This window comes from Curvibacter sp. Hmag1.1, assembly GCF_059769165.1.
Genome location: NZ_JBMBGX010000002.1, coordinates 3,308,388 through 3,328,728 on the forward strand (window position 1 = coordinate 3,308,388; position 20,341 = coordinate 3,328,728).

Here is a 20,341-nt window from a genome sequence, read left to right on the forward strand (position 1 = left end):
GACCATCCGGCGTGGTTTGACGCCCGCGATCGGGTGGATTCAAAATTATTTGTAAAAAGTTGAATCCGGAGCGCATCCGGCCGCGTAATAGGGTCAGGAACTGATTTTTCGCCCGAACTATAGGACTGGACGTGCCCATGAAACAACTATCCACCGCCATCGCTCTCAGCGCTGCCGCCCTGTGCAGCGGCGCCCTTGCTGATACCGGCAAGCTCTTGCTCACCGGGGGCGTGAGCTCCATCGACGGCGCTGCCGGCGGTGGCTTGACTCCGTGGGCCACCATTGGCACCAACGCGACCGAGGGGGAGATGGGTGTCTCTGCCCATGTCAGCCGCGCCACCGTGACGGACTACCAGCTCAGCACCATGGGTGTGGCCTTTGCCTTTAACGACCGGGTGGAGGTGTCTTTGGCCCGCCAGGATTTCAATGCTTCGCCGGTAACGGCTCTCAATGGCCTGGGCTTTGCGGTGCAGGACGGCCAGCGCATCAAGATGGATGTGCTAGGTCTCAAGGTAAAAGTGGCCGGCGATGCAGTACTCAACAGCGACAGCTGGATGCCCCAGGTGGCGGTGGGTGTGGAGCAGAAAACGGTAGATGCCGGCTCCATCACACCAGTACTGGACTTTTTAGGCGCCAAGACCAGTGGTACCGACTTTTATGTAAGTGCTACCAAGCTCTTTCTGGCCAACAGCCTGCTGGTGAACGGCACGCTGCGCTACACCAACGCCAACCAGAATGGCCTGGTGGGCTTCGGCTCCAAAGATCCGGGCACCAACAACGCCAGCTGGGTCCCTGAAATTTCGGTGGCTTACCTTCTGAGCAAAAACATCGCCATAGGCGCCGAGTACCGTGCCAAGCCCAACAACCTGCGTGCGTTCGGCATGGCCAACGGTTTGGGTGAAGGTTTGCAGGAAGACGCATGGAAAGACGTGTTCGTCGCATGGGCGCCCAACAAGCACAGCTCCGTCACACTGGCCTATCTGGACCTGGGCCGCATCCTGCCGGGTGTGACCTCCAGCCGCAACCAGAGCGGCTACTACCTGTCTGCCCAGTTTGCGTTCTAAGACGCGCGCGCTTTAGATTCAAAGGAAATCACCATGAAAAACTACCTTGTCGCTTGCCTTGTGGCCCTGTCCGCCCTGGTCGCTGTGAGTGCCCATGCCCAATCCGCCATGCCCATGGCCCCTGCAAAAAATGACGCCCTGTTTCAAGCGCTGGGTGGCAAGCCCGGCTTGCAAGCCCTGATGGACCTGTTTGTGGCCGGCCTCAAAGCTGACAAACGCATTGGCGAGCAGTTCAAAGACACCAAGGCTACTTACCTGTCAGAGCAGTTGGTAGACCAGGTGTGTATGGCCACCGGTGGCCCCTGTAAATATGAAGGCGCTGACATGAAGACCGCACACGCCGGTATGGGCATCACCAAGGGTAACTTCAATGCCTTGGTAGAGGTACTGCAAGCCTCCATGGATGCGCGCAACATTCCATTCGCTACCCAGAACCAATTGTTGGCACTGTTGGCGCCCATGCACCGCGACATCATCACGGCCAAATAAACATGCGCTACACCAGACTAAAGCATGGAAAGAAAGTCGCCGCCAGTGCGGCTTTTTTTGTAGCCTGCGTCACCGCGCAGGCCGGCACCTTGGAGGTGCTGGTGCTGGACCGGGATGGCAAACCCGCGCCGGACTCCGTGGTGATCGTGCTGCCCAGCGGCAAAGGCCAGCCTCGCACCGCGCTGCCCATGAGCGCTGTGGTGAACCAGGAAAAACAGCAATTCATCCCTGCTGTTACTGTCGTGGGTGTGGGCGCCAAAGTGCGTTTCGCCAATAGCGACCCATGGAATCACCATGTACGCCTCAGCACACCCGGGGCAGCGCCCGGAGCTTCCGATGGACAGTCCGCTTTGCTTGAAGGCAAGCTGGACGGAAAAGCCGCCAGCGCTGCCGTTTTCACCATGGACAAGCCCGGCGCGGTAGGCGCAGCTCTCTTGGGCTGTTTCATCCACAGCCGCATGGGCGGAGCCATTTACGTGGCGGAGTCGCCATGGACGGTCAAGACCAACAGCGAAGGCATTGCCGTGCTGGAAGACGTGCCTGAGGGGGCCGCCACGATCAAGGTCTGGAACGCTGCGCAGCTGGTGGAAAAAGCACCATTGCAGGTGAACGTACACAGTTCGTCGGGCAAAGCCACGTTTCAACTGGATGTGGCACCGCGGCGGCGGAGCTAAGGTTCATTGAAGCGCTGATGACAGCGCCCGCCTTTAGGGCCGGGTGTCTGTCGGCGATTGCCATGCGCCGAATACGGCTTCAACCCAAGCGCAAGCGGCATCGCGGTCCGCAAAATGCGCAAACGGGACACCAGTGCCCTGAAACACTTTGGCATAGAGAGGCCCCATCAAGGCAGATCCTTCGACGGCCGCAGGCAGAACAAAAGCCATCGCTAGTGGGGCTACGCCACCAATTGCCATCTCGCTCAATGCGCTGCCCAAATCGGTCAGGACTTCGGGAGAGCACAGTGCGCTTTCGTGAAAGGTGCAAATGTGTACCCAGGGCCCTTGGGCAGTCATCACGGGAAAAGCGATGCGTGCCATTTCCAGTACTGCCGCCATCAATTCCTGATTGAAGGGGCCTATCGCATTTGCCCAGAGCATCTTGCCGCTGTATTCGTAGGTAACGCGCCCATGCGGTTTGAATTTGCGAGGACCGAACTGGTCCGAGTAGATCGGAGTGGAGTCAGGCATGGCTGGGAAAAAGTACGACGAGGCTACAACATCTTCTGAATCAAAGCACCTTTGAATAGCACCGGTCCGGTCGGGCCGGTTTCACTCGGCACGCCGCCTTTGGGCTCCAGGCTGATGGCGAGTGTAGGTACTTCGCGCACGTCGTTTTCACCGGCGGTCAAGCGCAGCAGTTTGTCGTTGGTGAGCACCCCCAGTGACTTGGGGCCGCCGCTGGGGGGCAAGGCCCAGAGCTGCAAGGAGCGGTCGCTGGCTTCCTGGTAGCCGCCCACGCGTTGCAGGGTGAGTTTTTTGTTCTTGGGATCGAAAGTCACCAGCATGGAGGCGGCGGCTTTGTCGTCGGCCAGCACGGCCACGTATTCGATTTGCGGTGTGGCCTGCAATTGGGTTTGCAACTTGGCAATCTCGCTGCCTAACTCCTGGCGCAGGTTCAGGCCTACGGTGACTGCGGCCACGGTGGCAACAGCACCAGCTGCGCTCGCGACGCGCCAGACCGTGAGGCTTCGCAGCCACGCGCTCCAGCGCGTGTCATTCTCAGACTGAGCGGCTGCTTTGGCGCGCGCAGCCCGCAGGGCGGCCTGCTCGCGCTCCGCCAGTACCAGATTTTCAATGCGTGTCCACACCGCGGGCGCGGGGGCCACGTCGGGTTGGAGTTCGTTGATGCTGGAGAAGCGGCTTTGCCAGATGAGGGCTGCTGCGCGCACCGGGGCCTGCTCGCGGGCCATGGCTTCAAAACGGCGGCGGGCCGCGCCGCGCAGGGTGCCCAGTGCGTAGCTGGCGGCCAAGCGGTCCAGTAGTTCGGGATGTTGGTGGATTTTCATGGCGGCCTTTTATGCAAAACGTGCCATGCACAGGCGCAGCTGGTCGAGGCCGCGGCGTATCCAGGTCTTGACGGTGCCCAAGGGCAGTTGAAGCTGGGTGGCCAGCTCGCTGTGGCTCAGGTCGCGCATGTAGGCCAGGTTCACGACCTCGCGCTGTTTGCTCTCCAGCCGGCCCAGGCATTGGTTCAGGGCCCAGGCTTGTTCACTGGCCTGCGCCGTGTCCAGCGGTGTGGGGCCATCGCCCTCCAGGGTGTCGGCCAGTGTTTCGTCAATCTCCTGGGTGAGATGGGTGCGCTCGGCGGCACGGCGGCGCAACAGGTCCAGCGCGCGGCTGCGCACGATGAGCCCCATCCAGGCCATGGGCGGGCTCAGGGATGCGGAGTAGTCCGGGGCCGAGCGCCAGATGTTCAAGAAGGCCTCCTGCAGCACGTCTTCCGCAAATTCGCGCTGGCTGACAACCCGCAGAGCCAGACCATAGAGCTTGCCCGCGCACTCGTCGTAGAGCGATTTGAGGGCTGCCTGGTCTTTGAGCGCAATACGCTCCAGCAGGGCAATGAGCTTGGCGTCGGGGTGGTCGGCATTCATGGCTCCATTGTGTGGGCGTTTGGGTGGCTGAGCGTTGGTTGGGGGCTTGTGTTTTGAGTACGCACAAACCCTTGACGCGGATTCAAAAAAATTAAATTCAAAAATTTGAATCCAAGGTGCGGGTGGCCTGCGTATTCGAGGGGAGAGCCGGATTTCCCGGTCTCGCTTAGTTGCCCAACACTCCTCAAAGGATTCCGCAATGCAAACCATCGTTCAAACAGTTGCTTCTTCTGCTTCTTCCCGCCGCGCCTTCATGGGCCGCACAGGCACCTTGTCCGCTGTAGCCGTCGCCCTTCTGGCCGGCAAAGACACCATGGCCCAGGGCATGGCCGGTGACACCTCCAAAGACGTGAGCATCTTGAACGTGGCGCTGGGCTTGGAGCACGAAGCCATCAACGCATACCAACTGGGCGCCGGTAGCGGCTTGCTGCAAAAGCCGGTGCTCGATGTGGCGGTGCGCTTCCAGGCCGACCACAAAGCCCACCGTGACGCACTCATTGCCACTATCCAAAAGCTCGGTGGTACGCCTGTGATGGAAAAGAAGCTGGATGACTACGCAAAAGCCCTGAAGGCTGACACCCTGCGCAATCAGGGCGATGTGCTGGACTTGGCAGCGCGTCTCGAGTTGGGTGCCATCAATGCCTACCTCGGTGTGATTCCCGCCTTCGGGAACAAGGATCTGGCCAAGGTCGCCGGCCGTTTGGCTGCGGACGAGACCATGCACTACGTGCTGTTGAACAACGCGCTGGGCCGTCCGCTGCCCGCAGGCGCACTGTCTTTCGGCGCGTAATGACGCCGCGCACCTTCATCCGTCGGTGCGCTGGGCTTATGGCCTTGGCAATTTCCATGGCCGCGCCTGCACTTGTGCAGGCCCAGGCCCTCGTGCCCGATGTGCAGCGCGGGCAGCAGCTGGTAGAGAGCCGCTGCTTTGCCTGCCACAGCCTGGACGCGAATCGCGCAGGCCCCGCCTTGCGCGGTGTGGTGGGCCGCAAGGCCGGCAAGGCAGAGGGGTATTTCTTTTCCGAAGCCATGGCAGCTGCCACCCATACCTGGACGGTCGCAGGCCTCAAAGCCTGGCTGACCAACCCGGAAAAAGTGGTACCCGGACAGGAAATGAACTACTACCTGACCGAAGCCCAGGACCGCGAGGACGTGGTGGCCTATCTGGCCAGCGTGTCCAAGCCCGCACAAAAGTAAACCTTTGATTCCCCAACCTTCTCCGCAGGACAAACCTATGCAAACCCGTACCGCTCTCTCTCTGTTGGCTGTTGCCGCACTCACCGCCTGTGCCAGCCAGCCCATGCGCGCCCCGTTCAGCCAGGCAGAATTGCCCGCCGCCGTGCAAGTGCCCGCCGGCCACACCGTGGTGATGGAAACAGCCGCTGCCGGCGACATCACCTACCAGTGCCGCGCCAAGAAAGACATGGCCGGCCAGTTCGAATGGGTGTTTGTGGGTCCGGATGCCGGACTCAAAGACCGCAGTGGCAAGGTCATCGGCAAGTACTACGGCCCACCCGCCACCTGGGAAAACAACGATGGTTCCAAAGTGACTGCCACGCAGCTCGCTGTGGCGCCCAATGGGGCTGCCAACATACCCCTGCAGTTGGTCAAAGCCAACCCGGCCATGGGCATGGGTGCGATGCAGGGCGTGAGCTACATCCAGCGCGTGGCGACCGTGGGCGGCATTGCACCGGCCAGCACCTGCGCCAAGGCCAACGAGGGTGCAAACCAGCTGGTGCGCTACACCGCAGACTACATCTTCTACAAAGCGATGTAACGCCGGCGTCAGTTTGCTATCAAAATGAGAGCTGCTCGCGCACTATTGTTGTGCGCCAGCAGCTTTTTCTATTCATAAGCTTTGACTTGCAGGCCGATTGCATTTGCGGATAAGCTGGAGCGTCTGTTGTCTGCAAGGAATCGTGTGAAGCCTCCTGCGTCGCCAGCCCGGGCTCCGGTCACTGCCGGGTTCGAGGGCACCGAACTCAATCTGCTGTTTGTGCGCCTGTTGCGCACCACGGTGGCCGTGGCGCTGCTATACAGCGTGGTCAGCATGGTGTTCATCGGCGAATGGGTCATGGTGCTCGGCCCGGTGTTGATTGCTGCGGCGGGCATGGTGTGCTTGGGCTTGCACGCACGGGGACACCATGCGCGGGCCATGAGCCTGTTCATCTGGGCTTTGTGGGCGGTGGTGGTCTTGCAGTCCACATTGCGCGGTGGCGCGCTCAATCCGATTCTCAATGTCAACGTCGTGCTGGTGCTGCTGGCAGGGTGGTTGGTCGGTATGCGGCAAGCGGTGTGGGTGGGCCTGGCGTCAGCGGCTTGGTATGTGGCCTTGGCGCTCTCCACCCAGTTCGGCTGGTGGACACCCACCAATATCACCAGTCATTGGAGCCTGCTGATTGCGCAGTTGGGGGTGCTGGGAGGCGCGTTCATGGCGTTCCGTCTGGTGCTCAAGGCCTACCAGCAGCACGTAGACAAAGTCCAGACGCTGAACCGGACGCTTGAAGAAAAGCTGCAAGCCCTGTCTGACCAGGACGACGCCTTGCGCATGAGCGAGCGCCGTGTGATGCAGATTCTCAAGGCCAGCCCTTTGCCCATCATCGTGGCCGAGTTCGAGACAGGCGTGGGCCTGGAGATCAACCCCGCCTGGGAGCAAGCCTTCCAGCGCTTGCGCGCTGATGTGATCGGCAAAACGCCGGTTCAGTTGGGCTTCTGGCGCGATCAGGCGCACCGTGAGCAGTTCAAGCAGGAATTCGGCACGCAGCGGCGGGTCAGTGGCTATGAGGTGACTTTCACCTTGCCGGACGGCGCGGAGCGCACCTTTTTGTTGTCGTCTGAGCGCTTCATGTACGGCGAGCTGGACTGTGTGATGACCATTTCCATGGATGTGACCGAGCGCAAGTTGCTGGAACAGCAGCTCAAAGACTTGAACGCTACTCTGGAACAGCGGGTACTGGACCGCACCAGCGCGCTCGATGAGGCCAACAGCAACCTTCTGGAGACCATGCGCACCTTGCAACGCGCGCAGGATGAACTGATAGGCGTGGAAAAACTCGCTTCGCTGGGCAGCCTGGTAGCCGGCGTGGCCCACGAACTCAATACTCCGCTGGGCAATGCCTTGATCACCGCCAGCGCCCTGCATGAAATGACCGAGCGCGCTTCTGAACAAGCGCTGGCGGGCACCCTCAAACGATCTGCGTTTTTGGAGTTCATGCAGAACATGAACGACGGCGCTGCGCTCACTCACAAATCGTTGGAGCGGGCGGTGGAGCTGATCCGTAGCTTCAAGCAAGTGGCGGTGGACCAGGAGTCCGAGCGCCGCCGCAGCTTCGACCTGCACCAGACGGTGCATGAGGTGGTAGAGACGCTCAAACCCAGCTTCAAACACCAGGAAGCGCAAATTGAACTGGCAGTGCCTGCGGACATGGTGCTGGAGAGTTTCCCGGGGCCCTTGGGGCAGGTGGTGATCAATCTGGTCAGCAACGCGCTGGTGCACGGGCTGGCTGGTCGTAATGACGGCGTGGTGGAGCTGCGCGCGGAGGAGGCTGCGGATGGTAAATCGGTGGTGCTCACGGTGAGTGATAACGGGCGCGGTATTGCGCCTGAGCACCTGGGCCAGGTGTTTGACCCGTTTTTTACGACCAAACTGGGGCAAGGCGGCTCCGGGCTCGGGCTGGCAGTGAGCCACCGTATCGTGAGCCGTATTCTGGGCGGACGCATCAAGGTCAGCTCAGTGCCGGGGCAGGGCGCAGAATTTGAATTGACGATTCCGAAGGTGGCGCCGCAGGTCGTGAACTAGGCTTTATACTGATCAAAAAAACAGTATCTCAGCGTACCCAGCGGAGGCCCCATGCTCAACGACACTGCCGCGCCCAACGGGCTTTTTACCGACGATGACCACACCGCACGTTGCGTCTGGTGCCGCAGCACGGCCGAATACCAGCGCTATCACGACCAAGAGTGGGGTTTTCCGGTGCACAGCGACACGCGCTTGTTCGAGAAGATTTGCCTCGAGGGCTTTCAGGCGGGCTTGAGCTGGCTCACCATACTGAACAAGCGCGAGTCCTTCCGCGCCGCCTTTGCAGGGTTTGATATGGACAAAGTCGCCCTTTTTGATGAAGCGGATGAGAAGCGCCTGCTGCTGGACGCCGGCATCGTGCGCCATCGCGGCAAGATTGCTTCCACCATCAACAACGCCAAAAAGGCTCAGGAGCTGCGAGCAGAGTTCGGTAGTCTGGCGGCCTACTTCTGGGGCTTTGAGCCCGTCAGCAGCAGTCGCCCGGCCACCATTACCCACCAAACGCTCAGCGGGGTGACCACCTCGCCGGAATCAATCGCACTGTCCAAAGACTTGCGCAAGCGCGGCTGGAGCTTTGTGGGCCCCACCACCATGTATGCCTTCATGCAGGCCATGGGGCTAGTGAACGACCACCTGGAAGGCTGCCACGCCCGCGAGCGAGCCCTGCAAGCCAGAGCGGCCTTTGTGCCGCCCCGCAAGGCTTAGGCCGCGGCTCCGGCAATCGCTGCCAACAGGGCGTCGTGGCCGTTGTAGAGCGCGTCGCCACGCACCAGGCGAGCACCGCTCGCGCCGTGAACCACCATGGCCGGCACGCCTTGTGCGCCATGGGCCTGCATGAGGCGGCGGGCTTTTTGCACGCGGGCATCGTGCTGGAGTTGCAGGTCTGGGTCCTGTCGGGCTAACAGGTCGGCCGCCGCTGTCAGGCCCCTGGCACGCAGTACGCCGTCCACACCTTGCGGGGTGCAGATGTCCAGGCCATTGACGTTGCGTGCCTCTTGCAAAAGCTTCAAGGTATTCAGTTCTTCCGCCGGTGCGGTGTGTGCCACGGCAGTGAGGGCGAGAGAGGCGGCGGATGAATCAAATCGGGTGCCGTGCTGACCCAGCACCTGGCTGCGGTAGGCCTCGCTAAAGGGCTGGCCGGTGAGCTTTCCGATGCGTATATCGTTCGACCACGCAAAGTCGGCGAAGTCTGCGCTCATCACGCGCCCGCCGCCACTGAACAAGCCGATGGGCGCCAGTTCCAAGGTGATGGAGGCTTCCTGCCCCAGGCGCTGGATGGCAGGGGAGGCGCCGTAGCACCAGCCACACAAGGGGTCGAACAAATAGGTCACTGTGGTGGACATGGGGTGGAATTCTTTCAATGGTTGTTAAGCGTGGCGGCTGCGAGCGCTTGCTCAAAAAGGGCAATCTCCTCTTGCAGGTTACCGCGGCTGCGGAAGTGCCGGGCGGCGCGGTTGTACCAGTTCTCGGCGTCTTCCAGATCGCCTTCCTGCAGGTGCAAGATGCCGTGCAACCAGGCGCCCAGCATGGAGTCGTCCTTCTGCACCTGGTCATGGGCGGCGTTCCAGCGACCCGCGTTCAGGTCTTGCAAAACTTGGTGAAGAAGGGACATGTGGGCTCCTGGGTGCTGGGATGGATGCCATGCCTTAGGGCATGGCGACGGGGTTTACCACTTCATTTCGCCGGTGTTGACCTTGGCGCCGATGTCCAGCGACAGGCCGCCGTCGGTCAGGGCAGGGTAGGCTTGCTTCATGGCGGAGATCAAGGTGGCGCTGGTTTTGTTGGCAGCGAGGTTTTTCTCGAAAGTCTGCAAGTAGTCTTTGGTGAAGGCAATGGCGCTTGCGTCTACCTTGGTACCTGCCTTCATGTGGCCGGGAATCACCAGTTCAGGCTTCAAAGCGGCCATTTCGTCCAGCTGGGCTACCCATGCGGCGCGCTCTGCAGCGGTTTGTGTGTCAGCGGTCCAGACATGCGTGTTGCCGAACACCCCTATGTTGCCGACCACCGCCTTGATGGACGGAATCCAGGCATAGGGGCGGTGTGCCAGCAGTCCTTGGGTGCCGCGGATCTCGATGGTCTGGCCCTCCAGTGTCAGGGTGTTGCCTTCCAGGGCGCGGGGCACCACGGGTTTACGGGGGGCGTTGGCGCCCATTTTTGGTCCCCAGAATGCGACCTTGCCAGCCAGCTTGGGCGCGAGTTTGCCCAGCACGGCGGGTGTGGTCACCACGTCGGCCTGGGGGAACACTTCTTTCAGGGCTTCCACGCCGAAGTAGTAGTCAGGGTCAGCCTGGCTCACGTAGATGGTGGTGAGTTGCTTGCCACTGTCGAGCACGTTGGCCGCGATGCGCAAGGCGTCGGCACGGGTGAAACCGGCGTCAATCACGATGGCGTCTTTCTGGCCATAAACCAGCGTGGAATTGACGTTGAAGCTGTTGCCGTCGGCGTTGTAGACCTTGACGGTGAGTGGCTGCTGAGCATTTGCTGCCCCAGACAGTGAGGTAAAGGCGATGGCCAGTGATGCGGCGATAACGGTAGTGCGGATCATGGTGAACTCCTGGTAGTGGTTAGACGCTAAGAGGACGTCTCATCAGCGTTGGGTTGAACTTTAATTTCAATATCTGCGCAGATAAACCCGATAATTCTGCCATTACTGTTTCATAAATTGAGCAAATCATGGACCGTTTGACCGCCATGCAGGTGTTTGTGGAGGTGGCGCAGAGTGGCAGCTTCAGTGCCACGGCCGACAAGATGGACATGTCGCGCGCCATGGTGACGCGCTATGTCGGCGAGCTGGAGCAGTGGCTGGGCGCACGCCTCCTCCAGCGCACTACCCGCAGCGTCACACTGACCGACGCCGGCGAGAGCTGCCTGCGCCGCAGCCAGCAGATGCTGGCGCTCATGGAGAACGTCGAAGAAGAGACCAGCCGCCACGACGGCGCGCTGCGCGGGCAATTGCGGGTGACCTGCAGCATGTCGTTTGCCTATGCGGAAATGGCGGCGGCGATTTCCGATTTTCTGGCGCTCTATCCGCAGCTCAAGATCGACCTCAATGCCAGCGAAGGCGCACTCAACCTGGTGGAGGCGCGCATCGACTTGGCCATTCGCATCAGCGCCGAGCCGGACCCGGCGCTCATCGGCCGGGTGCTGGCGCCATGTGCTTCGGTGCTTGTGGCTTCGCCCGGCTACTTGGCAAAGCACGGCATACCGGAGAATCCCGCAGACCTGCAGGCCCACCGCTGCTTGAGTTATGCCAACTTCGGCAAAAGTGTGTGGAAGCTGCAGCGCGGCGAGGAGCATGCCGAAGTGCATGTGGGCAGCCACTTCAGCGCCAACGAGGCTACGGCCTTGCTGCGGGCTGCGCTCGCAGGCGGCGGGGTGGCCATGCAACCCACGTACCTGGCAAGCCCCCACCTCCATGATGGCAGCTTGCAACAGGTGCTGCCGCAGTGGCAGCTGCCCATGATGTCCATCTACGCGCTTTACCCCTCGCGCAAGCACCTCTCGCCGGCGGTGCGGGCTTTGCTGGACTTTTTGGTGGAGCGTTTTGCGAGCGAGCCCTGGAAGCTGCAGCGCTGAATTGCTATCAATTCAGTAGCTGCTTGCGCATATTCAACGGGCGCTAGAGCCCGTTTTTATATGGAAATCAGCCTAGGTGCTCCACCACCAGCACCGCCTTGGCCATGCCCTTGCCGGTGTTGCTGATGGCGTGCTGCACGTCCACCGCGTAGCGCGCGCTGTCGCCCGCCTTGAGCACCTTGCTGCTGTCGGCGGCCTGCACCGTGAGGCTGCCGCTGAGCACCGAGAGGTGCTCTTTCGCGCCCGCCTCGTGCGGCTCGGAGGCCAGCACGCCGCCGGGCTCCACGGCCAGCTCGTACCACTCCACCCGGCCCGCCAAGGCAATGGGCCCGAGGATGCGCAGGGTGCACTTGCCGTCCGGGCTGGTGGTGACGGGAATGGTGTGGGCCGGTACCAGCTCCACCGTCGGCGTAGCCTTGTCGGCAGTGGTGTTGCTCAGCAGGTCAGTGAGGCTGATGCCCAGTGCCGTGGCCAGGCGCCACAGTACGCCTACGGTCGGGTTGGCCTGGTTGCGCTCTACTTCGGAGAGCATGGATTTGGAAACTCCTGCGCGTTTGGAGAGCTCGTCCAGCGAAAGCTGTTGCGCCTTTCGGGCGTCTTGCAGTTTGGAGCCTACGGCCGGAGGGCCGTCGACCAAGGGAGTAGGGTGGGGGACTTGCGCCATGTCGATGTTGGTCGGTAAAATGGATTTTTGTTCGATATACCGGAAATATCCGCTGAAACGATATTACACCGCCATGACCACTTTGCCTACCTCCGTGTCCACCGTTGCCCCTGGTCACTATTTGCAATTCGCCAGTGACAACACCTCTGGCGTCTGCCCCGAGGCCATGCAGGCGTTCATGGCGGCCAACACGGGTTTTGCGGCGTCCTACGGCAATGACGACGCCACGCGCTTGGCCTGCGACCGCATCCGCGAAGTCTTTGAGGCGGATGCCGAGGTGTTCTTTGTGTTCAATGGCACTGCGGCCAACTCGATCGCGCTGGCGTCGCTGTGCCAGTCCTACCAAGCCGTCATTTGCAGCGACACCGCCCACGTCGAAACCGATGAGTGCGGCGCGCCCGAGTTTTTCTCGAACGGCTCCAAGCTGCTCTCCGCCCCGCACCGTCACGGCAAGCTCACTTCTGCGGGTGTGCTCGAAGTCATCACCCGCCGCACCGATGTGCACTACCCGCGGCCCAAGGTGGTCACGCTGACCCAGTCCACAGAGATGGGTTCGGTTTACCAGAAGGGCGAAATCAGCGGCATCAGCCGCATCGCGCAGGAGCACGGCCTGAAGGTGCACATGGACGGCGCCCGCTTTGCCAACGCAGTGGCCGCCCTCAAGGTCGCGCCCGCCGACATCACCTGGCGCGCCGGTGTGGATGTACTGTGCTTTGGCGGCACCAAGATGGGCTTGCCGATTGGTGAGGCGATTGTGTTTTTTGACCGCAAACTGGGCGAAGAGTTTTCTTACCGCTGCAAGCAGGCCGGACAGCTGGCCTCCAAGATGCGCTACCTCTCAGCCCCCTGGCTGGCCATGTTGACCGAAGGCACCTGGCTGCGCCACGCCGCCCACGCCAATGCGATGGCGCACCGCCTCTCAGAGCGTATAGCCGACATTGCCGGTGCCGAGTTGCTGCTGCCCACTGAAGTGAACGGCGTGTTCGTCAACCTGCCCGAGCCCGCCATTGCCCGCCTCAAGGCTTTGGGCTGGACTTTCTACACCTTCATCGGCGGTGGTGCGCGCTTTATGTGTTCCTGGGCTACCACTGAAGAAGCTGTCGATCAACTGGCAGATGATTTGGAGCGCGCTCTCGCTGCATAAAAAAAGCCCCCCGTTTGCACGGGAGGCTTTTCGTAGTCTCGCTACAGGATCAGCCCAAGCGCTTCTGGTGCCGCGCAATCTGGGCCCGCACTTGGGTAGGCGCAGTGCCACCCAAGGTGTTGCGGGCGTTGAGTGAGCCGCGCAGGCTCAAGCACTCAAACACATCGGCTTCCACGTTGGGATTGAAGCTCTGCAGGACCTCGAGAGGCAACTCAGACAAGTCCACACCGCGCTCGGTGGCGGTCTTGACGGCGTGGGCCACGGTCTCGTGCGCATCGCGGAAGGGCAGACCCTTTTTCACCAGGTAGTCGGCCAGGTCGGTGGCGGTGGCGTAGCCCTTGAGGGCTGCGCGCTCCATGGCTTCGGGTTTGGTGGTGATGCCGTTCACCATGTCGGCAAAGATGCGCAGGGTGTCTTTGAGCGTGTCCACAGTGTCGAACAGGGGCTCTTTGTCTTCCTGGTTGTCCTTGTTGTAGGCCAGGGGCTGGCCTTTCATCAGGGTGATCAGGCCCATCAGGTGGCCGACCACGCGGCCGGTCTTGCCGCGCGCCAGCTCAGGCACGTCGGGGTTTTTCTTCTGCGGCATGATGGAACTGCCGGTGGTGAAGCGGTCGGCAATGTGGATGAAGCCGAAGTTCTGGCTCATCCAGATGATCAGCTCTTCACTCATGCGGCTCACGTGGATCATGGCCAGGCTGGCAGCGCTGGTGAACTCGATGGCAAAGTCGCGGTCACTCACCGCGTCCAGGCTGTTTTGGCAGACTTGTGGGTTCCCCGCATCGTCCACCATGCCAAGCGTCTTGGCTACGCGCTCGCGGTCCAGCGGGTAGCTGGTGCCGGCCAAAGCGGCAGAGCCCAATGGCAGGCGGTTGGTGCGGCGGCGCACTTCGGTGAAGCGCTCAGCATCGCGGCTGAACATTTCCACATAGGCCAGCATGTGGTGGCCAAAGCTCACTGGCTGGGCCACTTGCAGATGAGTGAAGCCGGGCAGGATGACGTCGGCATTCTTATCAGCCAGAACCAGCAGGGCTTTTTGAAGGTCTGTCAGCAGGCCGCCGATCAAATCGATCTCGCCGCGCAACCACAGGCGCACATCGGTGGCGACCTGGTCGTTGCGGCTGCGGCCGGTGTGCAGGCGCTTACCAGCGTCGCCCACCAGTTGGGTCAGGCGTGCTTCGATGTTGAGGTGCACGTCTTCGAGGTCCAACTTCCATTCTAAAGCGCCGGATTCGATTTCGCTCCAGATCTGCGCCATGCCTTTTTGGATGGATGCGTGGTCGTCGGCGCTGATGATGCCTTGGGCTGCCAGCATTTCGGCATGTGCCAGGCTGCCGGTGATGTCGGCCTGCCAGAGGCGCTTGTCGAAAAACACGCTGGAGGTGTATCGCTTGACCAGATCGCTCATGGGCTCGGAGAACAGCGCGGACCACGCTTGGGACTTTTTATCGAATTGGTTTTGTGACATGGGAAGCGCTTTTCAGGAAAGGAGTCAAAATCCGGTGGACATGAACGACAACCAAATATTATCGACGTTCCAGGAACTCACCCCTGCGGTGCCGGCTGCGCAGCCTGCACCGGTGCTGGTGTTTGATGCCTGCCACATCGGAGTCGTGCTGCGCGCGGTGTTGTTTGTGGAGCTGTCTCTCTCGGTGGTGTGCATGTTTGCCGCTGCCGGCCTGTGGGATTGGATAGCGCGTCTGGCTCTGGTGACCGGTGCAGCTTTGCCCGGCACACTGGCGTGGCTGTTGTCCGCCTGCATTGCCAAGCGTTGGCTGGCACGCATGCCCAAGTCTGCCCAATATGCACTGGCCATTTCGCTGGGAGGGGTCGCCGGTTTGTATGGCTGCGGCTTGCTGGCTCTGTCAGGTCTGCTGGAGAGCCCCCCCCTGGGTGTCCAGTTTCTTTTCCGGCGCCTTGTTGTCCAGCCTGTTGGTCGCAGCGTTGGTCATGCGCGCCAAAGGCCGCACTCCCGCAGATACCGCGGCCCGTCTCGCGGAGCTGCAATCGCGCATCCGGCCGCATTTTTTGTTCAATACTCTCAATAGCGCGATCGCTCTGGTGAGGGCAGAACCTGCCAAGGCAGAGGCGTTGCTGGAAGACCTGAGCGACTTGTTTCGCCATGCGCTCAAGGACCCCGGCAGTTCGGTCACTTTGGGCGAGGAGCTGTCGCTTGCGCAACGCTATTTGGCCATTGAGCAGGTGCGCTTCGGTGACCGCCTGCGGGTGCAGTGGGATCTGGACCCGCTGGCAGATGGCGCCCATTTGCCTCCCTTGATCTTGCAACCGCTGGTTGAAAATGCGGTCTGCCACGGCGTGGAGCCCAGCAACACGGGAGCGTCCGTCAAAATATCGACACGTTGCAAAGGCTCGGTGGTGGTGATCAAAGTCACCAACACGGTGCCGGCCGGGCAGGGCGCTCGGGGTCATGGCTTGGCGTTGCGCAACGTGCAGGAGCGGCTGGCCTTGTTGCATGATGTGCAGGGCCAATTCAAGAGCGGCCTGAAAGATAGTGTGTACCAAGTGCGTATGGAGGTGCCTTTATGACTGCAATGCAGCCTGACACCCTGTTACGGGTGATGCTGGTGGATGACGAGCCCCTGGCCCGGGCCCGTATGCGCACCTTGCTCGGCGACTGCACCCATCCTGCCGTCCATGTAGCCGCTGAAGCCCCCAACGCCGAGCAGGCTGCTGCCTTGCTGCGCCAGCAACCGGTGGATCTGGTGTTTTTGGATATCCATATGCCGGGCAACAGTGGCCTGACCCTGGCCCAGACATTGCGCACTCTGCAGCACCCGCCTGCGATTGTGTTTGTGACGGCACATGCCGAGCATGCAGTGGCGGCTTTCGATCTGGAAGCGGTGGACTACCTCACCAAACCCGTACGCTTGGAGCGCCTGCAGGCGGCGCTACAAAAAGCGGAGCGCTTCGCGCATGCAAGACGGGCGCTACAGGCCGATTTTGCCAGTGAAGAGGTGCTGATCATCCAGGAGCGCAACAGGACAGAGCGGGTGCCTTTGACGCAGGTTCTCTACTTCAAGGCAGAGCTTAAATACATCACGGTACGCACGGCCACACGCAGCTACATCCTGGATGGTGCCTTGAACGACTTGGAAGAAAAACACGGTGGCCAGTTCATCCGCATCCACCGCAATGCATTGGTGGCCCGCAAGATGGTGCGATCACTGGAAAAGCATTTCGATGCTGAAGAGGGCGAAGGATGGGCGGTGAGACTGCAGGGGCTGGACGAGCTGCTGTCGGTATCCCGCCGGCAATTGCCCTCGGTGAGGGCACTGATTTCTCAATGAATTTGCGTCGCGCTTTTTGTATCGCGGGGCTGGCGGGTCTGGTGTTGGCAAGCTCCACATGGGCTCAGAAGCCGACTGACAAGCCTGTTGTCACCAAGGTCCGCATTGGCGCTGAAGACGATTGGCGCCCCTACGCATATGTGCAAGCAGGCCAGCCTGCCGGCTTTGCGGTGGACTTGGTCCGTGCGGCCTGGGAGGCGGCAGGGGTAGAGGTGGAGTTGGTCCCCTTGCCGTACGCGCGCTGTATGCGCGAGGTGGAGGCGGGAAAGCTCGCCGGTTGTTTCGATACGCTGCGTGACGCCCGTACTGAAGACAAATACCTCTGGCACAAGTACCACCTGTTTCGTGCACGCATCGGCATCTATGGCCGCAATGACGGACCTGCAGATCCCGTGAATGTGCAGGCTTTGCGGGGCAAGCGAGTAGGGGTGACGAATGGTTACGACTACGGTACCGCCTTTGATGACGACCCGACTATGGTGCGGGACGTGGCAGCCTCCGACCTGACCTCGCTGCGCAAACTGGTTGCCGGGCGGGTGGACTATGCGTTGGTGTTTGACCGGGTCGCTACTGAAATTGCGGCCAACAACCCGACCTTGGGCCAAGGGTTCAGGCTGCGCGGTGTCCTGCTGGAGCCCAGCTTGTATCTCTCGTTTTCCAAGAAGTTTCCCGGCGTTGAGCCATTGATTGCCCGCTTTGATGCCGGTTTGGACAAGATCCGCAAGAACGGTGAATACGCACGCATTGAGGCTCGTTGGCGTTGAGGTTGGACCGGTTCGTGCTGCAATAAAAAAGGGCCCTGAGGCCCTTTTTTATTGCAGGAGATCGCACTGTCAGCCTGTGTTGCGCAGGCCGGCAGCAATGCCGTTGATGGAGATGTGGATACCGCGCTGCACCCGTTCGTCCGCCTTGCCTTCGCGGTAGCGACGTACCAGCTCCACTTGCAGGTGGTGCAGGGGGTCGATGTAGGGGAAGCGATGACGGATGGAGCGCTGCAATGCGGCGTTGTTGGCCAGTCGGTTCTTTTCACCGGTGATGGTGGCAAGCGCTTGGGCGGTGCCATGCCACTCAGCTTCGATGGCCGTGAAAATCTTCTTGCGCAAGCGCGCATCGCCCACCAGCTCGGAATAGCGCGAAGCCAAAGCCAGGTCGCTCTTGGCCATCACCATGTCCATGTTGGAGAGCAGGGTGCGGAAGAAGGGCCACTGCTTGTACATTTTCTGCAGCAATGCCACACGTTCTTTTTGCTCCGCAACGGTGCCATTGCCGATGAACTGTTGCACGGCAGAGCCGAAGCCGAACCAGCCGGGCAGCGTCAAGCGGCACTGGCCCCAGCTGAAGCCCCAGGGAATTGCACGCAGGTCTTCAATGCGCTGGGATGCCTTGCGCGAAGCAGGACGGGAGCCGATGTTGAGCTCGGCAATTTCACGCAGCGGGGTGGAGCTGAAAAAGTATTCGGTGAAGCCGGGGGTTTCGTACACCAGCGCCCGGTAGGCCGACATGCTGTTTTGCGACAGCTCGGCAGCGGCCTCCAGGAAGGCTTTGGTAGCCGACTTGGTGGGTTGCAGCAAAGTGGCTTCCAAGGTAGCTGCGACCAAGGTTTCCAGGTTGCGACGCCCGATTTCCGGGTTTGCGTATTTGGAGCCGATCACCTCGCCTTGTTCGGTCAGGCGGATCTGGCCGCGCACCGTGCCGGGAGGCTGGGCCAGGATGGCCTGGTAGCTCGGGCCGCCACCGCGACCCACGGTGCCACCACGGCCGTGGAACATACGCAGCTGGATCTTGTGTTGGGCGGCCAGCACGTCAAACAATTCGACCAAGGCGATTTCGGCGCGGTACAGCTCCCAGTTGCTGGTGAAGATGCCGCCGTCCTTGTTGGAGTCGGAGTAGCCCAGCATGATGTCCTGCTCGCCACCGCTGCGTTTGACCAACTCAGCCACGCCGGGCAGCGCGTAGAACTCACGCATGATGGGCGCAGCGTTGCGCAGGTCTTCAATGGTCTCGAACAGAGGCACCACGATCAGATCGGCAGTCACTTCAGCGTCCAGGGTGCCGCGCATCAGGCCGACTTCCTTTTGCAGCAGCAGGACTTCCAGCAAGTCGCTTACGGTTTCGGTGTGGCTGATGATGTAGTGACGGATGGCTTCATGGCCGAAGCGCTCGCGCATGACCTTGGCCATGGCAAAAATCGCCAACTCACCCTGCGCATGGGCCGAGTAGGCCACGCCATGCACGCTCAAGGGGCGTGCGTCATTAAGCAGGCCTAGCAGCAGGCTGCGTTTTTCTTCTTCGCTCAAGCTGCTGTAGTCGGCATGCACCCGCGCGGTGGACAGCAACTCGGCGACCACTTCTTCGTGTTTGTCAGAGCTCTGGCGCAAGTCAACCGTGGCCAGGTGGAAGCCGAACACCTCTACCGCACGAATCAAGGGATGCAGGCGTTGGGCCGTGAGTGCAGCGCCGTGGTTGGCTTTGAGGGAGGCCTCGATCACACGCAGGTCAGCTACAAAGTCTTCAGCCAGCACATACGGGTTTTGCGGTGCCACGGCGTGACGCGCAGCTTCGGTACCGGTCAGTTCCTTGAGGGTGGCAGCCAAACGCGCGTACATGCCGGTCAGCGCACGGCGGTAGGGCTCGTCTTTGCGGTGGGCGTTCTGGTCGGGCGAGCTTTCGGCCAGGGCTTGCATCTCGGGGGTGCAGTCGGCCAGCATGGCGGAGATGGACAACTCACCGCCCAGGTAATGCACCTCGGTCAAGTAGTGGCGAAGGGCCACCTCTGCCTGACGGCGCAGGGCGTATTCCAGAGTCTGTGCGCTGACGTTGGGGTTGCCATCGCGGTCACCGCCTATCCATTGGCCCATGCGCAAGAAACTGTGTACCGGCTGGTTGCCCAGCATGTCTTCGAGGTCGGCGTACAACTTGGGGATTTCGCGCAGGAAGGTGGACTCGTAATAGCTCAGGGCGTTTTCAATCTCGTCGGCCACGGTGAGCTTGGAGAAGCGCAACAGGCGGGTCTGCCAGAGCTGCATGACGCGGGCGCGCATCTGTGCTTCGTTGGCGGCCAGCTCTTTGGGGGTGAGTGCGTCTTTTTTGCTGTCGACGATGCTGGCGCGTTGCTTGATCTCATCGCGCTGGGTCAGCAGTTGGGCGATGTCACGCTCTGCATCCAGAATGCTCTTGCGTTGCACTTCGGTGGGGTGGGCCGTGAGCACCGGGGACACAAAGCTTTGGGCGAGTGTGTTGGAAATTGCCTTGGGCGCAATGCCGGCCCAGCGCAGGCGGGACATGGCAACTTCAATGCTGCCTTCCTGGGTATCGCCGGCGCGTTCATGGATCGCACGGCGGCGGATATGGTGGCGGTCTTCGGCCAGGTTGGCGAGGTGCGAAAAATAGGTGAATGCGCGGATCACGCTGACCGTCTGGTCGCCAGACAGGCTCTTGAGCAATTTTTTGAGGGCCTTGTCGGCTTCCTGGTCGGCATCCCTACGGAAGGCCACCGACAGAGTCCGGATTTTTTCGATGAGCTCATAAGCGTCAACACCTTCCTGCTCCCGGATCACATCCCCCAGAATGCGCCCAAGGAGGCGGATGTCTTCTACCAAGGGACGCTCGTTGTCTTTTGCGCGCTTGGCCGTTTCTGCGGCAGGTGCTTTATTCATAGGTCTGGGAGTGATGTGAGAGAGGCTTCGGATGAAGCAAGGAACGCGCCCATG

At 61.1% G+C, this 20,341-nt stretch carries 21 protein-coding genes and 1 pseudogene; 13 read left to right on the top strand and 9 right to left on the bottom strand.

The window, feature by feature from the left end:
- Positions 1 to 137 precede the first annotated feature (137 nt).
- From ACOAP0_RS16045 to ACOAP0_RS16055, 3 genes are read left to right on the top strand one after another with little or no spacing between them, the layout of a single operon-like run.
- A complete protein-coding gene (locus ACOAP0_RS16045; RefSeq protein WP_498377217.1) occupies positions 138 to 1,064 on the top strand; it encodes a DUF3034 family protein in 927 nt (308 codons plus the stop codon).
- Positions 1,065 to 1,097: 33 nt separating this feature from the next.
- Positions 1,098 to 1,553: a group I truncated hemoglobin gene (locus ACOAP0_RS16050; RefSeq protein WP_498377219.1), complete on the top strand. Its 456-nt coding sequence runs from the start codon at positions 1,098 to 1,100 to the stop codon at positions 1,551 to 1,553.
- Positions 1,554 to 1,555: 2 nt separating this feature from the next.
- Positions 1,556 to 2,227 carry a cupredoxin domain-containing protein gene (locus ACOAP0_RS16055; protein WP_498377220.1) on the top strand — a complete coding sequence of 224 codons (672 nt, stop codon included), beginning with the start codon at positions 1,556 to 1,558 and terminating at the stop codon, positions 2,225 to 2,227.
- A gap of 33 nt (positions 2,228 to 2,260) precedes the next feature.
- Here the strand turns inward: ACOAP0_RS16055 and ACOAP0_RS16060 are convergent, their stop codons facing one another.
- The 3 genes from ACOAP0_RS16060 to ACOAP0_RS16070 are packed head-to-tail and all read right to left on the bottom strand — an operon-like array spanning position 2,261 to position 4,143.
- A complete protein-coding gene (locus ACOAP0_RS16060; protein ID WP_498377222.1) occupies positions 2,261 to 2,740 on the bottom strand; it encodes a hypothetical protein in 480 nt (159 codons plus the stop codon).
- A gap of 23 nt (positions 2,741 to 2,763) precedes the next feature.
- Entirely contained in the window at positions 2,764 to 3,558 is a 795-nt protein-coding gene (locus ACOAP0_RS16065; protein ID WP_498377224.1) for an anti-sigma factor, read from the bottom strand.
- A gap of 9 nt (positions 3,559 to 3,567) precedes the next feature.
- The gene (locus tag ACOAP0_RS16070; RefSeq protein ID WP_498377225.1) at positions 3,568 to 4,143 is read right to left on the bottom strand and encodes an RNA polymerase sigma factor; all 576 of its coding nucleotides are present in this window, start codon (positions 4,141 to 4,143) and stop codon (positions 3,568 to 3,570) included.
- Between the two features lie 199 nt (positions 4,144 to 4,342).
- On the opposite strand from ACOAP0_RS16070, the gene ACOAP0_RS16075 reads away from it, so the two are divergent.
- The 5 genes from ACOAP0_RS16075 to ACOAP0_RS16095 all read left to right on the top strand — a co-directional run bounded on the left by ACOAP0_RS16075 (position 4,343) and on the right by ACOAP0_RS16095 (position 8,647).
- Complete coding sequence (locus ACOAP0_RS16075; protein WP_498377226.1) at positions 4,343 to 4,933, top strand: ferritin-like domain-containing protein; 591 nt, start codon at positions 4,343 to 4,345, stop codon at positions 4,931 to 4,933.
- 38 nt (positions 4,934 to 4,971) lie between these two features.
- Positions 4,972 to 5,340 carry a c-type cytochrome gene (locus ACOAP0_RS16080; RefSeq protein ID WP_498377227.1) on the top strand — a complete coding sequence of 123 codons (369 nt, stop codon included), beginning with the start codon at positions 4,972 to 4,974 and terminating at the stop codon, positions 5,338 to 5,340.
- A 37-nt stretch (positions 5,341 to 5,377) separates the two neighbouring features.
- Complete coding sequence (locus ACOAP0_RS16085) at positions 5,378 to 5,920, top strand: DUF3455 domain-containing protein (RefSeq protein WP_498377228.1); 543 nt, start codon at positions 5,378 to 5,380, stop codon at positions 5,918 to 5,920.
- A 144-nt stretch (positions 5,921 to 6,064) separates the two neighbouring features.
- On the top strand, positions 6,065 to 7,942 hold the full coding sequence (locus ACOAP0_RS16090) for a PAS domain-containing sensor histidine kinase (RefSeq protein ID WP_498391470.1): 1,878 nt from the start codon (positions 6,065 to 6,067) through the stop codon (positions 7,940 to 7,942).
- A 51-nt stretch (positions 7,943 to 7,993) separates the two neighbouring features.
- Entirely contained in the window at positions 7,994 to 8,647 is a 654-nt protein-coding gene (locus ACOAP0_RS16095) for a DNA-3-methyladenine glycosylase I (protein ID WP_498377230.1), read from the top strand.
- Here the strand turns inward: ACOAP0_RS16095 and ACOAP0_RS16100 are convergent.
- From ACOAP0_RS16100 to ACOAP0_RS16110, 3 genes are read right to left on the bottom strand one after another with little or no spacing between them, the layout of a single operon-like run.
- Positions 8,644 to 9,285 carry a DsbA family protein gene (locus tag ACOAP0_RS16100; RefSeq protein WP_498377231.1) on the bottom strand — a complete coding sequence of 214 codons (642 nt, stop codon included), beginning with the start codon at positions 9,283 to 9,285 and terminating at the stop codon, positions 8,644 to 8,646. The two genes, ACOAP0_RS16095 and ACOAP0_RS16100, sit on opposite strands and share 4 nt — an antisense overlap.
- A 14-nt stretch (positions 9,286 to 9,299) precedes the next feature.
- Positions 9,300 to 9,554 (bottom strand): hypothetical protein, encoded by a 255-nt coding sequence (locus ACOAP0_RS16105; protein WP_498377233.1) that lies wholly within the window; start codon positions 9,552 to 9,554, stop codon positions 9,300 to 9,302.
- Between the two features lie 54 nt (positions 9,555 to 9,608).
- Complete coding sequence (locus ACOAP0_RS16110) at positions 9,609 to 10,487, bottom strand: MBL fold metallo-hydrolase (RefSeq protein WP_498377234.1); 879 nt, start codon at positions 10,485 to 10,487, stop codon at positions 9,609 to 9,611.
- Positions 10,488 to 10,615: 128 nt separating this feature from the next.
- Here ACOAP0_RS16110 and ACOAP0_RS16115 point away from each other — a divergent pair, with 128 nt between their 5' ends.
- Positions 10,616 to 11,518, top strand: a complete 903-nt coding sequence (locus ACOAP0_RS16115; protein WP_498377235.1) for a LysR family transcriptional regulator — start codon at positions 10,616 to 10,618, stop codon at positions 11,516 to 11,518.
- Positions 11,519 to 11,585: 67 nt separating this feature from the next.
- Here the strand turns inward: ACOAP0_RS16115 and ACOAP0_RS16120 are convergent, their stop codons facing one another.
- Positions 11,586 to 12,182, bottom strand: coding sequence for a helix-turn-helix domain-containing protein (locus tag ACOAP0_RS16120; RefSeq protein ID WP_498377236.1), 597 nt, complete (start codon positions 12,180 to 12,182; stop codon positions 11,586 to 11,588).
- A 73-nt stretch (positions 12,183 to 12,255) separates the two neighbouring features.
- On the opposite strand from ACOAP0_RS16120, the gene ACOAP0_RS16125 reads away from it, so the two are divergent.
- A complete protein-coding gene (locus tag ACOAP0_RS16125; protein ID WP_498377237.1) occupies positions 12,256 to 13,326 on the top strand; it encodes a threonine aldolase family protein in 1,071 nt (356 codons plus the stop codon).
- A 49-nt stretch (positions 13,327 to 13,375) separates the two neighbouring features.
- Here ACOAP0_RS16125 and argH read toward each other — a convergent pair whose 3' ends face one another.
- Positions 13,376 to 14,791 carry an argininosuccinate lyase gene (gene argH, locus ACOAP0_RS16130; RefSeq protein ID WP_498377238.1) on the bottom strand — a complete coding sequence of 472 codons (1,416 nt, stop codon included), beginning with the start codon at positions 14,789 to 14,791 and terminating at the stop codon, positions 13,376 to 13,378.
- 40 nt (positions 14,792 to 14,831) lie between these two features.
- On the opposite strand from argH, the pseudogene ACOAP0_RS16135 reads away from it, so the two are divergent.
- From ACOAP0_RS16135 to ACOAP0_RS16145, 3 genes and pseudogenes are all read left to right on the top strand, one after another.
- Positions 14,832 to 15,870: pseudogene (locus tag ACOAP0_RS16135) on the top strand (sensor histidine kinase).
- Positions 15,867 to 16,631 carry a LytR/AlgR family response regulator transcription factor gene (locus tag ACOAP0_RS16140; RefSeq protein WP_498377239.1) on the top strand — a complete coding sequence of 255 codons (765 nt, stop codon included), beginning with the start codon at positions 15,867 to 15,869 and terminating at the stop codon, positions 16,629 to 16,631. The pseudogene ACOAP0_RS16135 and the gene ACOAP0_RS16140 overlap by 4 nt, the downstream one beginning before the upstream one ends.
- Positions 16,628 to 17,395: a substrate-binding periplasmic protein gene (locus ACOAP0_RS16145; RefSeq protein ID WP_498377240.1), complete on the top strand. Its 768-nt coding sequence runs from the start codon at positions 16,628 to 16,630 to the stop codon at positions 17,393 to 17,395. Before ACOAP0_RS16140 ends, ACOAP0_RS16145 begins: the two co-directional genes overlap by 4 nt.
- A gap of 69 nt (positions 17,396 to 17,464) precedes the next feature.
- Here ACOAP0_RS16145 and ppc read toward each other — a convergent pair whose 3' ends face one another.
- Positions 17,465 to 20,287 (bottom strand): phosphoenolpyruvate carboxylase, encoded by a 2,823-nt coding sequence (ppc, locus tag ACOAP0_RS16150; protein WP_498377241.1) that lies wholly within the window; start codon positions 20,285 to 20,287, stop codon positions 17,465 to 17,467.
- Positions 20,288 to 20,341 lie beyond the last annotated feature (54 nt).

What these genes read in the sequence shown, in the direction of transcription:
- ACOAP0_RS16120 (WP_498377236.1), bottom strand. Translation starts at nt 12,182, where the DNA reads ATGGCGCAAGTCCCCCACCCTACTCCCTTGGTCGACGGCCCTCCGGCC.
- ACOAP0_RS16070 (WP_498377225.1), bottom strand. Translation starts at nt 4,143, where the DNA reads ATGAATGCCGACCACCCCGACGCCAAGCTCATTGCCCTGCTGGAGCGT.
- ACOAP0_RS16145 (WP_498377240.1), top strand. Translation starts at nt 16,628, where the DNA reads ATGAATTTGCGTCGCGCTTTTTGTATCGCGGGGCTGGCGGGTCTGGTG.
- ACOAP0_RS16125 (WP_498377237.1), top strand. Translation starts at nt 12,256, where the DNA reads ATGACCACTTTGCCTACCTCCGTGTCCACCGTTGCCCCTGGTCACTAT.
- ACOAP0_RS16060 (WP_498377222.1), bottom strand. Translation starts at nt 2,740, where the DNA reads ATGCCTGACTCCACTCCGATCTACTCGGACCAGTTCGGTCCTCGCAAA.
- ACOAP0_RS16140 (WP_498377239.1), top strand. Translation starts at nt 15,867, where the DNA reads ATGACTGCAATGCAGCCTGACACCCTGTTACGGGTGATGCTGGTGGAT.
- ACOAP0_RS16100 (WP_498377231.1), bottom strand. Translation starts at nt 9,285, where the DNA reads ATGTCCACCACAGTGACCTATTTGTTCGACCCCTTGTGTGGCTGGTGC.
- ACOAP0_RS16110 (WP_498377234.1), bottom strand. Translation starts at nt 10,487, where the DNA reads ATGATCCGCACTACCGTTATCGCCGCATCACTGGCCATCGCCTTTACC.
- ACOAP0_RS16105 (WP_498377233.1), bottom strand. Translation starts at nt 9,554, where the DNA reads ATGTCCCTTCTTCACCAAGTTTTGCAAGACCTGAACGCGGGTCGCTGG.
- ACOAP0_RS16065 (WP_498377224.1), bottom strand. Translation starts at nt 3,558, where the DNA reads ATGAAAATCCACCAACATCCCGAACTACTGGACCGCTTGGCCGCCAGC.
- argH (WP_498377238.1), bottom strand. Translation starts at nt 14,791, where the DNA reads ATGTCACAAAACCAATTCGATAAAAAGTCCCAAGCGTGGTCCGCGCTG.
- ACOAP0_RS16085 (WP_498377228.1), top strand. Translation starts at nt 5,378, where the DNA reads ATGCAAACCCGTACCGCTCTCTCTCTGTTGGCTGTTGCCGCACTCACC.
- ACOAP0_RS16080 (WP_498377227.1), top strand. Translation starts at nt 4,972, where the DNA reads ATGGCCTTGGCAATTTCCATGGCCGCGCCTGCACTTGTGCAGGCCCAG.
- ACOAP0_RS16115 (WP_498377235.1), top strand. Translation starts at nt 10,616, where the DNA reads ATGGACCGTTTGACCGCCATGCAGGTGTTTGTGGAGGTGGCGCAGAGT.
- ACOAP0_RS16095 (WP_498377230.1), top strand. Translation starts at nt 7,994, where the DNA reads ATGCTCAACGACACTGCCGCGCCCAACGGGCTTTTTACCGACGATGAC.
- ppc (WP_498377241.1), bottom strand. Translation starts at nt 20,287, where the DNA reads ATGAATAAAGCACCTGCCGCAGAAACGGCCAAGCGCGCAAAAGACAAC.
- ACOAP0_RS16075 (WP_498377226.1), top strand. Translation starts at nt 4,343, where the DNA reads ATGCAAACCATCGTTCAAACAGTTGCTTCTTCTGCTTCTTCCCGCCGC.
- ACOAP0_RS16050 (WP_498377219.1), top strand. Translation starts at nt 1,098, where the DNA reads ATGAAAAACTACCTTGTCGCTTGCCTTGTGGCCCTGTCCGCCCTGGTC.
- ACOAP0_RS16045 (WP_498377217.1), top strand. Translation starts at nt 138, where the DNA reads ATGAAACAACTATCCACCGCCATCGCTCTCAGCGCTGCCGCCCTGTGC.
- ACOAP0_RS16055 (WP_498377220.1), top strand. Translation starts at nt 1,556, where the DNA reads ATGCGCTACACCAGACTAAAGCATGGAAAGAAAGTCGCCGCCAGTGCG.